Raw genomic sequence first — 10,451 nt, 5'->3', positions numbered from 1 at the left:
GCACTCGGACTGCTGGTGCTCTTCACTCTCGCGCTCACCTGGATCGCGGTCGGCATGGGTCTGGTCAGCCCGAACGCGGAGGCGGCGAGCAACAACGCGATGCCGCTGATCTTCCTCCCGTTCATCTCCAGCGCCTTCGTGCCGGTCGACGCGATGCCGGGCTGGTTCCAGCCGGTCGCCGAGTACCAGCCGTTCACCCCCGCCATCGAGACCCTGCGCGGCCTGCTGCTCGGGACCTGGATCGGCCACAACGGCTGGCTCGCGGTCGCCTGGTGCCTGGCTCTCACCGCGCTCGGTTACTTCTGGTCGAAGGCGTCCTTCGGCCGCGATCCGCGGTAGCCGGCGCGGACGCGGCCTCTGACCGTCGGTGGTGCCACCACAGTCACCGGTGCTGCCAATTCGATTCACAGTAGTGCCATGGGTGTGCCATCATGGCACCACTGTATGGCGCGCTTCTCGGCCGCGGAGCCGAGGAGCGCGCGTTTCACGGAGCGAGCCGGACGAAAAAAGGGGGCGGATCATGGACACAGCACAGAACCGGCAGCAGGCGGCACCCGGCGCCTTCACCGCCTTCGCTCGCTTCGTGCTCTGCGGCGGCGGGGTGGGGCTGGCCTCCAGCTTCGCCGTGGCGGCCCTCGCCTCCTGGCTCCCCTGGGCCCTGGCCAACGCCCTGATCACCGCGGTTTCCACGCTGCTCGCCACCGAGCTGCACGCCCGGTTCACCTTCGGGGCGGGCAGGCACGCGACCTGGCGCCAGCACGCGCAGTCGGCCGGATCCGCGGCGGCCGCGTACGCGGTGACCTGCGTGGCGATGTTCGCCCTGCACCACCTGGTGGCAACGGCCGGTGCGGTGCTCGAGCAGGCCGTCTACCTGTCCGCGTCCGCACTCGCCGGTGTCGCGCGGTTCGCGGTCCTGCGTCTCGTCGTCTTCGCGCGCAACCGCTCGCGGACCGTGGCCGACACGGGTGGCACGGCCACCGAGGCGGCACCCGAGGCGGCCACCGAGCCCGCAAGCCGATCAGGGCTGAGCGCCCGTACGGGCTGCACCCGGCGACCGTACCGCTGGTCGGCGGTGTCCGCCTCGGTGTACTGACCGTCACCGCGGCTTACCGGCGCAGCGCGCCCGGGCAGCGGGCGTTGGTCATCTCGGCGGCGAACGCGACACGTACGAACACGGGTATCGCGCTGCGGGGTGTGGGAACACCGAATGATTCAAGAATTCTTGAATTCAAGATTATGTGTACTGTTGGAGGGTGCTGACCTTCGCGACCGACCTCGACGCCCTGACCCGCTTCGGCAGGGCACTGGCCGACCCGATCCGCTGCCGCCTGTTGCTCGCGCTGCGCGAGGCGCCGGCCTACCCCTCCGACCTCGCCGAGGCCCTCGGCATCTCCCGCACCCGGCTGTCCAATCAGTTGGCCTGTCTGCGCGACTGCGGTCTGGTCGTCGCCGTCCCCGAAGGCCGCCGCAGCCGCTACGAACTCGCCGACCCGCGCCTCGGCCACGCGCTGGACGACCTCCGTACCGCCGTGCTCGCCGTGGAGAGCGACCGCACCTGCCCGGACGCCGACGACGAGGGCTGCTGCTGATGGCCGCGGTATCGCTCGGCCCTTCCCCGGTCCGCCGCGAGGCCCTCGCCAGGCGCATACGCCTGCTGGTCGCCGCCACGATCACCTACAACGCCGTGGAGGCGGTCGTCGCCATCACCGCCGGCGCCCTCGCCTCCTCCACGGCCCTGATCGGCTTCGGCCTCGACTCCGTCATCGAGGTCTCGTCCGCCGCCGCGGTCGCCTGGCAGTTCTCCGCCCGCGACCACGCCGTCCGCGAGGCCCGCGAGCAACGCACCCTGCGGATCATCGCCGTCTCCTTCTTCGCGCTCTCCGCCTACGTCACCGTCGACGCCGTCCGCGCCCTGACCGGAACCGGCGAGGCCGAACGCTCCGTCCCCGGCATCGTCATCGCCGCCCTCTCCCTCGCGATCATGCCGTTCCTGTCCGCCGCCCAGCGCAAGGCCGGCCGCGAACTCGGGTCCGCCTCCGCGGTCGCCGACTCCAAACAGACGCTCCTGTGCACGTACCTGTCGGCCGTCCTCCTGGCCGGCCTGGTCCTCAACGCCACCCTCGACTGGACCTGGGCCGACCCGATCGCCGCGCTCGTCATCGCCGCCCTCGCCCTCAAGGAAGGCCACGACGCCTGGCAGGGCAAGGGATGCTGCGCACCCTCTGCGACCCTGGCGGCCTCGGCCGCCGACGCCGGGGCGGGCGGCTGCGGCTGCCGCGCCGACTGCGACTGCTGCGGCTGACCGCCCACGGCCGGCGGGCGGTGGGACATGCCGGGACCGTTCCGCGCCGGCATCGTCAGTGCGGAACGGTCCCGTCTCTGCTGCCAGGGCGCACCCGCCGCCCATGGACCGGGCGTTGACGTCGACGGACGGATGCGCTGTTCGCGACCCCAGGTACGCCGCCCACGCGGACCTGCACGGGCACTGCCGCTTCTGCGCCGAGCGTGCCGGCGATGCGACGGTCCGGGTCAGTGGTACGCGTGGACGACGGCGTGGCCCTTGCCGCGGCCGATCATCCACTTGTTGACCGGCGTGGTGATCACGAACGCCACGGCGAAGCCGCCGAGCAGGGCGTACCAGAACAGTCCGTCCGAGAGGTGAGCGTCCATAGCTCCCGGCGTCAGCGCGATGATGCCGTTGTCGACCAGCTCCATCACGGCGATGGAGACGGTGTCGGCGGCCAGCGCCACCTTGATCGCCGCCTTCAGGGACACCCCGGCGCGCACCACCGCGAAGAGGGTGAAGGAGTAGCCGAAGACGAAGGCCAGAGTGATGGCCAGGGCCATCGTCGGCACGTTGCCCCATGTCAGGGCGGTGCCGATGACCATGCCGAGGATCTCACCGATGGCGCACCCGGTGAGGCAGTGCAGCGTCGCCTTCATCGCGGTCGCCCAGGTCGCGCCGTGCGCGTGATCTCCGCCATGCCCGCCGTGGCCGCCCGTACGGGTGCCGTGGCCGTGCGCGGTGCCGGACTGGTGCGTGCCGTGGTCCATGACCGTCATCTCCCTTCGGCGTTCCACAGGGACCCTGGAGGTCACACCACCAACTGTACCCCCCAGGGGTATATTCCCAGGTTTGGTCCGGCCCTGCGCCGGGCGGTAAAGGAGCAGCCAGTGCCCGGCGCCGGCAGACAGGAGAGTGACGCGGAGGAGAGGCGACGGGCCCGGGCATGCGCGGGGCGGGCGTCGGTGGTGCCCGCCCCGCGCTGACGTGATGCGGTCAGCTCTTGCCGAGCAGCATGCTCATCTGCTCGATCTCCGCGCTCTGCGAGGCGATGATCTCTCCGGCCATCTTCGTGGCCGGCCCGTAGACGCCGTCGGACTGCTCGGTCTCCGCCATCTCAACCGCGCCCTCGTGGTGCTTGATCATCAACTCCATGAAGGCGGTGTCGAACGCCTTGCCCGAGGCATTCCCGAGCTCGGTCATCTCCTCGGCCGACATCATGCCGCCCATGCCGTGCGTGGAGTGGTCCATGGCGCCCTCGGCGGGCACTTCCTCGTCCCAGGAGGTCAGCCAGCCGGAGAGCGTCTTGATCTCCGGGTCCTGGGCCTTCCTGATGTCTGCGGCAAGCTTCTTCACCTCGGCCGACTGCGCACGGTCGGGCGCGAGGTCAGCCATCTCGATGGCCTGGCGGTGGTGGGGGATCATCCCCTTCGCGAAGGCGACGTCGGCAGCGTTGTGCTGTTCCTGCGATGCCGAGGCCGGGGCCGATGCCGACGCCGGGGCGGACGAGGGAGCGGTGGCATTGTGGCCGTCGTGTCCGGCCGAGCTGTCGCCGTCGCCGTTTCCGCCGCAGGCGGCCAGGACGAGCGCTGCCGCACTCGCGGCAGCAACGGCGGCGGTACGGCGGATGAGGGAACGCTTGCGGATCATGGTGGTGCAACTCCTTGACGCGCCGTCACGGCGCGCGGTGGAAGGGATGTCAGGGCGTGCGGAAGCACGGCACCGTCACCGGGAAGCACCGGCTACAGGGGTGCCGAGCGGGCCGCTCTATATCCGCAGGAGTTGCAGTTCGGAAAGATCGGGCGGGGCCCGGCCGTCGTGCGGCGACCCCGACAACCCGGCAGCGGGTGCAGGGGCGGGTGGCGGGTCCAGCAAGGCGGCGGTCAACGCGGGCGGCGTGTACGCCGAACCGGTACCGGCAGCCGCACACGTCCCATCTGCGTGATCGAGGTGGCTCGATCCGCCATCCGTGTGCGTACAACCCCCGCCCGCATGCGGAACACCGTCCGCCGCGTCCCTCACCATGGCGTGATCTGCGCCCTTCTGCGCAGCCGGCGTCGCCCCGGGGGCCAGGCCGTGCATGCCCAGCACGCCGGCCAGCACCGCCATCACCAGCAGCACGAACAGCCGCCCGGCCGGGCGGCTGCTTGCTCGGGTGCTCCTGCTCACGCACCCATCGTACGAGCGGGCCCCGGGCACGCCTCTCGCCGGTCAGCCGTCCCGCCTGCCGGCCTGGGCACACCGTTTTCCGGTCTCATACACCCTGGCTTGTGCCCTCGGTGACTGGTCGGAGCGCCTGTCCGGTGTGGTTCAGCCGGGGGCACCGGCCATCCGCCGGGGGTCGCCCGGGACCGGCCGGCCGCAGCCGGGCCGTGTCGGGGCAGCGGATCGAGCAGGTTGCAGCCGCGGTCCAGCCGGCGAGCCGGGGTACCAGGAGCCGGTTGAGCCGGGTGAGGGCCTCGTGGGCGGCACGCAGAGGGGGGCGACCGGTTCGAGGCGGTGGGACGGAGCCTTGGGCCGTGGCCCGGCGGACGGCCTTCGGGCCCTGTTCGCCTGATTCTTGCGAGGAGGCTCCGGCGTTCACGCCGGGGAGGAATCGCATCCGGATGGTGCGGCGCGGTGCACCGCTTCCGCCACGTCTCCGGTTCGGATGCCTCCGGCTCCTCCGGACGTCGTCCCCGCACCCAGCCGGCCACTCCCGTTCTTCAGGGGCCGAAGGCTCTGAGTGTCGCGTCAACGAGCGAATCCGCGTACGCGGTCGTCAGCGGACCGCTACGGTGCAGCCACCTCAGGAAGAGCGGCGCGTAAAGCATTTCGAGCACCAGGTCGAGGTCGGCGTCAGGGGCGAGCTGGCTCGCCTTCTGGGCGCTGCGCAGGCGTGCCTTCTTCGCCTCGTCCAGCGGCCCGGCCAGCTTCGCGCGGTACTCGGCTGCCAGCGCGGCGTCATTGGCGATTTCGGTGTTCAGGGCGCGGATCAGCTTGTCGAAGGAGGGGTCGGCGAACTCCTCGACCGTGGCGCGCATGACGAGCCCCAGGTCGGCTCGGAGGTCACCGGTGTCCGGCAGCGTGACCGACTGCCCGTCCGCATCCTCGCTCAGAGCCAGAAGGGCGGCGACGACGACCGCGCTTTTCGACGGCCACCGCCGATAGATCGTCTGCTTGCCGACGCCGGCGCGCGCGGCGATGGCTTCGAGCGTGACCTTCTCGTACGGCTCTTCGGCGACCAGGGCGCGGGCAGCCGCGAGGATCGCCTGCCGGGACCGCTCCTTGCGCCGGGAATGGTCCGGCCCTCTCTCCGTGGACATGCGGCCAGCCTACCCAGGAAAGGAAACGAGACGAACCGTATTGCTGTGATTGCTCTCATGCTCTACGGTCATAGCGAACCGAGACGGCTCGTTTTACTTACTTGAGGTGACGCATCATGACGGGCACAAGGGTCTGGCTCATCACCGGCGCATCCCGTGGCCTGGGGCGCGCTTTCACCGTGGCCGCCCTGGCAGGTGGCGACCGCGTGGTGGCTGCCGCCCGTGACATCGGGCCCCTGGAGGAACTGGCCGAGGAGTACCCCGACCACCTGGTCCCGCTGCCCTTGGACGTGGCCGACCGCAGGGTGGTGTTCAACGCGGTGGAGCACGCGGCGGCCGCCTTCGGCAGGCTGGACGTCGTTGTCAACAACGCGGGAGCGATGCTCTACGGCATGGTGGAGGAGGCCACGGAGGAGCAGATCCGGGCCCATATGGATGTGAACTTCTTCGGCGCCGTGTGGGTGGCTCAGGCGGTCCTTCCGCACCTGCGTGCCCAGGGCGGCGGGCGGCTTCTTCAGGTCACCTCGATGGGCAGCGGCGGCGGCATGGCCACGGTCGGCTACTACGGCGCGGGCAAGGCGGCACTGGACTCGGTGAGCGAGGCACTCGCGATGGAGGTCGAAGGGTTCGGCATCAAGGTCACCATCGTGCAGATGGGCGGCTACAACACCGGCCTGTTCACCGCCGGCACCACGAACACCGAACCCCTGCCCCCTTACCAGCGGCTGCGCACCGAGATGGAGGCGATGTGGGGCGACGCCGTCGCCCCCGAGCCGGACACCGCCGCCCCGGTCATCATGCAGCTGGCGGCACTGCCGAACCCGCCCCGACGGCTGATTGTGGGCAGCCAGTCCTTCGACCATGTCCTGGAGATGGACCGGGCCCGAACGGATCTGTACCGGTCCTGGGAGGATCTCAGCCGCGTCGCTCCAGGCTGACCGGGCCTGCCCTGCGGCGGGCGGTGACTCCCACACCTCGTGGAACGCGACCTCCGGTCGGTCGACTGGGTGGCGGAGGCGCCGGTCATCATGGACGGGCGCCCGTCCAGACCCGCTTCGGCGAACGGGATGGGGGAGTGGGGGAGAGCGTCAGGGCGCTCTCCGAGTACCTCGGCCACTCGGATCCCGGCTTCACGCTCCGGACGTACACGCACCTGCTGCCGTCCAGTGAGACCCGCACCCGCAAGGCGATCGACCACGCCTGCACAGAGGCGGAGGGCAACGGCGACCCGCCCGCCGCCGAGGGCACATCAGTGACCTCGGCCGAACCGATGTGTCCACCATGTGCCCTGGTCGCCCGACGGCCCGGCACATGACCGGGGTGGGACCGAGAGCTTCTCGCACCTTTCCTGTAGCGGCTCCTGGCTCAACGCGGTGCCGACGGCCTGGAGCTGCCCCCTGACCGGCGTCGTCGCCATCGGTGCGGCCCACTCCCCAGTGCAAGGGCTTCGGCGGGACACCGTAACGGGCGGATCATCGGTCATACCGACAGCAGCTGTGTGATCGACAGGGCCGCGGCGGAAGGCCGGGTTCTCACTGCGTCGACGTCGATCTCATCGGCCCGGTGGCGCGGGACGGTGGCCGTGTTGGAGCCGGCCACGGTGTGCTGGGCGAAGTACGGCACGGCGATGCCGTAGCCGTCCGGGATGCGTTCACCGTCGCCGACGGCCAGCCGCGGTCGCGTACCTGGGCCAAGTCCTTCCTGATCGTGGTGCGATGCAGTGGCGTGCGGTCGGTGTATGTGACCAGCGGAAGGCCGGAGAGGGTGTCGTCGGGCAGGAAGGCGAGGATGGCTTTGCCCGCGGCGCCCGCGGCGAGAGGGACGTCCGATCCGGTGGGCAGGTCGTAGTGGATCGGTTTGCTGCCCGGTACCACGGAGGCCATGCGTGCCGTCCGGGTGGCCGGTTCGTATTCGGCAAGGCCGATGGTCTCTCCGGTCTGCTGTGCCAGGTCCCGCAGTGCTGGGAAGACGATCGGGGTGATGGAGTGGAGCGGACCGAGTGCGGCTGCCCAGCGCAGTAGCAGCGGCCCTGCCACGGCGTGCTCCTCGTGGGTGGTGGCGAGCCCCGTGGCGAGTGCGGTATCGAGGAGCCGGGCGGCGGTCGCGGGGTTCCCTTGCAGTACGCGTGCCAGCGCCCGTCCTCCCGAGGGCAGAGGCGCCTCCGGCACGGAGGACGGCGCCGGTCCGGACCCAGGCGTCACCGCGAGGCAGGAGCGACGACCGTGACCATCTCGATCACTCACCGGGATCCCGCGGCGCTGGGAGGCGACGGCAGCATCCTCGTGCGTCAGCGCCGGGATCACGCCCGGCTCGACAGGATGATGAACTGCTGGCTGGCCGGGGGTTCGGACGACGAGCTTGATGCCCTGTGGCAGGCCATCGTCCAGCTGGTGTTCAGTCACGCCTTCGCGGAGGAGACTGTTCTGTGGCCCGTCCTGCGTCGAGTGGCTCCCGACGGAGAGGAACTCACCGGTCGGGTGGAGGAGGAGCACCAGGCGATCAACGAGCTGGTCGCACAGGTCGAGAAGTCGCCCGACGACCCGCGGCGGGCCGAGTGGATCCGGCAGGCGTTCACCCTGATCCGCCAGGACATCCGTGACGAGGAGGACGAGCTGCTGCCCCATCTGCGGGACGCGTTCGGCGACCGCCGGTTGCGGCGGATCGGCGCTGTGTGGGAAGCAGTTCGGGCGACCGCTCCGACTCGCCCCCACCCCGGCGTCCCGCGGCGCCCGCCGGGCAACGCTGTGCGAGGTGTCCCCCTGAGCCTTTTCGACCGGCTCCGTGACCTCGCACCGGCCGGTGGCTCCGCCGCCCGCCGCGTCGCGTTCACGGCCTTCGTTGCCGCAGGAGCTGCGGCCGCCGTATCCCGCGTGGTTCGTGCCACCCGCCGTCCGAAGGGCCGCTGACGCCGTTCATGCGGCTGCGGCTGCGGCTGATGGCGGGCGCTTCCTGTCGTCTGCCGGTCGTCGGCACCGCCGCCGGAGCGACCGCCTCACTTGTCGCGATCGTCGGCGGTTCGTCCGTGGCGGGAACCGGTGTACGCGGCGTCGCGGAGGCGTCGCAGCCGTTCGGTGGGGTGCAGGCGGGGCAGGTTGTGCGCGTAGGGGTCGTAGGACACGGTGCGGGAGGCCGGAGCGGGGCGCACCGCCTCCAGGCTCAGGGTGGCGAAGGTGCGCCAGGGCTCGTCTGGTGCCGCCGCCCGCAGGGCGAACCGGACGGGCCGGCGGGCGAGTTCCTGCCACAGAGTCGGCCGCACGTCCTCTCGGCGTGCGTCGGGCTCGTGCACCGGGAAGGCCGCCAGCACCCGCTCGCGATCACCCACCCGGTACGACAACAGGGTCGAGTACGGCCCCTTCAGGGCGTCGGACCGGGGGAGAGGCAGGTGGCGGCCGAACCGGCCGGGGCGGCTGGACGTGAACAGCAGGTCGAGCGCGCTGCCCGGACCGTCGGCGCCCTCGACGCGCACAGCCAGTCCCAGACCGTCCGGCAGCCCTCGGGGGAGGCCCAGCGCCCGCGACCAGCGCACCGTCACCGGGTAGGAGCCGGACCCGTCCAGCCACGGGACCCCCCACCGGGCCCCCGCGCCGGCGGTGACGGTCAGCGTCCCCGTGCACAGCACCCCGTGGGGGTGCAGGGCCGGCGCCGACCGCCACCGGGCCAGGCGCCGGGCGAGTCCGTGGGCGACCCTACTGGTGATCACGCGGTCCTTCAGGGCTGGGGCGGATGACGGCGCGTACGCAGCCGTCGGTCTTCTCCTTGAACATGTCGTACGCCGTGGGCGCCTGGTCGAGCGAGACGGTGTGGGTCGCGAGGTGGGCCGTCTCGATCTCGCCGGCGGCCATCCGCTCGAGCAGCATCGGGATGTAGCGCTGGCCGTGCATCTGGGCGCCGCGCACGGTGAGCCCTTTGTTGATCACGGCACCGAGCGGGAACTTGTCGACGGCACCCGCGAAGACCCCCAGGACGAAGACGGTGCCGGCCTTGCGGCACGCGTGGATGGCCTGGCGTACGGCGGTGGGCCGGTCGGTCTGGAGGCGCAGCTGCTGCTTGGCCTGGTCGTACAGGTGCATCGGCCCGTCGCTGTGCGCCTCCATGCCCACGGCCTCGATGCACACGTCCGGGCCGCGTCCGCCGGTGCGCTCGCGCAGTTCCGCGGCGACGTCCGTGGCGGTGTAGTCGATGGTCTCCGCGCCGGCGTACCGCTCGGCCATCGCCAGCCGCTCGGGGATGCGGTCGATGGAGATGACCTGCTCCGCGCCCTTGAGGACGGCCGCCCGGGCGGCCATCTGCCCCACCGCGCCACAGCCCCACACCGCGACCACGTCACCGGGCTTCACCCCGGCCAGGTCGGCGCCCATCCACCCGGTGGGCACGGAGCCGGAGACGAACAGGGCGCTGGTGTCGTCGATGCCCTCGGGGACCTTGAAGGCGCCGTAGTCGGCGAAGGGCACGCGGACGTACTCGGCGTGGCTGCCGCGCAGGCCGCCCATGGCGTGCGAGTAGCCGAAGATCCCGGCGGTCTCGTAGCCGAAGAGGGCCTGGCCGATGCCCGGGTTGGTGTTGGTGTTGTCGCACAGGGACCACAGGTCGTTGGCGCAGTACCAGCAGCGCCCGCAGCCGACGAAGGAGCAGACGACGACCCGGTCGCCGACCTTGTGCCTGCGCACGGCGGAGCCGGTCTCGACGACCTCGCCGACGAACTCGTGGCCGATCACGTCACCGGCGCGCATCGCCGGGATGTAGCCGCCGATGAGGTGCAGGTCGGAGCCGCAGGTGGTGCCCGCGATCAGCCGCACGATGACGTCCTGGTCGTTGCGCAGCTCCGGATCGGGGACCTGCTCGACGGACAGCTTGTTCACGCC

The 10,451-nt window shown here is 71.2% G+C and carries 13 protein-coding genes and 1 pseudogene; 7 read left to right on the top strand and 7 right to left on the bottom strand.

Features of this window, described 5'->3' with window-relative positions:
- The 4 genes from ACP4IX_RS21085 to ACP4IX_RS21070 all read left to right on the top strand — a co-directional run.
- On the top strand, positions 1-339 hold a 339-nt coding region (locus ACP4IX_RS21085), incomplete at its 5' end, for an ABC transporter permease (protein WP_426556347.1).
- Between the two features lie 181 nt (positions 340-520).
- Positions 521-1,093, top strand: coding sequence for a hypothetical protein (locus ACP4IX_RS21080; RefSeq protein WP_426522228.1), 573 nt, complete (start codon positions 521-523; stop codon positions 1,091-1,093).
- Positions 1,094-1,253: 160 nt separating this feature from the next.
- Positions 1,254-1,589 carry an ArsR/SmtB family transcription factor gene (locus ACP4IX_RS21075; RefSeq protein ID WP_426522229.1) on the top strand — a complete coding sequence of 112 codons (336 nt, stop codon included), beginning with the start codon at positions 1,254-1,256 and terminating at the stop codon, positions 1,587-1,589.
- Entirely contained in the window at positions 1,589-2,302 is a 714-nt protein-coding gene (locus ACP4IX_RS21070; RefSeq protein ID WP_426522230.1) for a cation transporter, read from the top strand. The genes ACP4IX_RS21075 and ACP4IX_RS21070 overlap by 1 nt, the downstream gene beginning before the upstream one ends.
- Positions 2,303-2,529: 227 nt before the next feature.
- On the opposite strand, the gene ACP4IX_RS21065 is transcribed toward ACP4IX_RS21070, so the two are convergent.
- The 4 genes from ACP4IX_RS21065 to ACP4IX_RS21050 all read right to left on the bottom strand — a co-directional run bounded on the left by ACP4IX_RS21065 (position 2,530) and on the right by ACP4IX_RS21050 (position 5,589).
- Positions 2,530-3,054 carry a DUF4396 domain-containing protein gene (locus ACP4IX_RS21065; RefSeq protein ID WP_426522231.1) on the bottom strand — a complete coding sequence of 175 codons (525 nt, stop codon included), beginning with the start codon at positions 3,052-3,054 and terminating at the stop codon, positions 2,530-2,532.
- Positions 3,055-3,280: 226 nt separating this feature from the next.
- Entirely contained in the window at positions 3,281-3,934 is a 654-nt protein-coding gene (locus ACP4IX_RS21060) for a DUF305 domain-containing protein (RefSeq protein WP_426556346.1), read from the bottom strand.
- A gap of 117 nt (positions 3,935-4,051) precedes the next feature.
- The gene (locus ACP4IX_RS21055; protein ID WP_426556345.1) at positions 4,052-4,453 is read right to left on the bottom strand and encodes a DUF6153 family protein; all 402 of its coding nucleotides are present in this window, start codon (positions 4,451-4,453) and stop codon (positions 4,052-4,054) included.
- Positions 4,454-4,989: 536 nt separating this feature from the next.
- Complete coding sequence (locus ACP4IX_RS21050) at positions 4,990-5,589, bottom strand: TetR/AcrR family transcriptional regulator (RefSeq protein WP_426522234.1); 600 nt, start codon at positions 5,587-5,589, stop codon at positions 4,990-4,992.
- 116 nt (positions 5,590-5,705) lie between these two features.
- Here ACP4IX_RS21050 and ACP4IX_RS21045 point away from each other — a divergent pair, with 116 nt between their 5' ends.
- Both ACP4IX_RS21045 and ACP4IX_RS21040 read left to right on the top strand, forming a co-directional pair.
- Entirely contained in the window at positions 5,706-6,527 is an 822-nt protein-coding gene (locus ACP4IX_RS21045) for an SDR family NAD(P)-dependent oxidoreductase (RefSeq protein ID WP_426556344.1), read from the top strand.
- Positions 6,528-6,667: 140 nt separating this feature from the next.
- Positions 6,668-6,904: pseudogene (locus tag ACP4IX_RS21040) on the top strand (site-specific integrase); the annotation flags it as partial.
- A 217-nt stretch (positions 6,905-7,121) separates the two neighbouring features.
- Here ACP4IX_RS21040 and ACP4IX_RS21035 read toward each other — a convergent pair.
- The gene (locus ACP4IX_RS21035; RefSeq protein ID WP_426556343.1) at positions 7,122-7,625 is read right to left on the bottom strand and encodes an IclR family transcriptional regulator domain-containing protein; all 504 of its coding nucleotides are present in this window, start codon (positions 7,623-7,625) and stop codon (positions 7,122-7,124) included.
- Between the two features lie 186 nt (positions 7,626-7,811).
- On the opposite strand from ACP4IX_RS21035, the gene ACP4IX_RS21030 reads away from it, so the two are divergent.
- The gene (locus ACP4IX_RS21030) at positions 7,812-8,495 is read left to right on the top strand and encodes a hemerythrin domain-containing protein (RefSeq protein WP_426556342.1); all 684 of its coding nucleotides are present in this window, start codon (positions 7,812-7,814) and stop codon (positions 8,493-8,495) included.
- A gap of 86 nt (positions 8,496-8,581) precedes the next feature.
- Here ACP4IX_RS21030 and ACP4IX_RS21025 read toward each other — a convergent pair whose 3' ends face one another.
- Together ACP4IX_RS21025 and ACP4IX_RS21020 are read right to left on the bottom strand one after the other, a co-directional pair.
- On the bottom strand, positions 8,582-9,289 hold the full coding sequence (locus tag ACP4IX_RS21025; protein ID WP_426556341.1) for a phosphodiesterase: 708 nt from the start codon (positions 9,287-9,289) through the stop codon (positions 8,582-8,584).
- Positions 9,276-10,448, bottom strand: coding sequence for a zinc-dependent alcohol dehydrogenase (locus ACP4IX_RS21020; protein WP_426556340.1), 1,173 nt, complete (start codon positions 10,446-10,448; stop codon positions 9,276-9,278). The genes ACP4IX_RS21025 and ACP4IX_RS21020 overlap by 14 nt, the downstream gene beginning before the upstream one ends.
- Positions 10,449-10,451 lie beyond the last annotated feature (3 nt).

It is taken from the genome of Streptomyces sp. WG5 (assembly GCF_049974565.1).
In the GTDB taxonomy this organism is placed as follows: domain Bacteria; phylum Actinomycetota; class Actinomycetes; order Streptomycetales; family Streptomycetaceae; genus Streptomyces.
The sequence above is the reverse complement of the archived record's forward strand: the minus strand, read 5'-3'. Positions and strand labels throughout refer to the sequence as shown.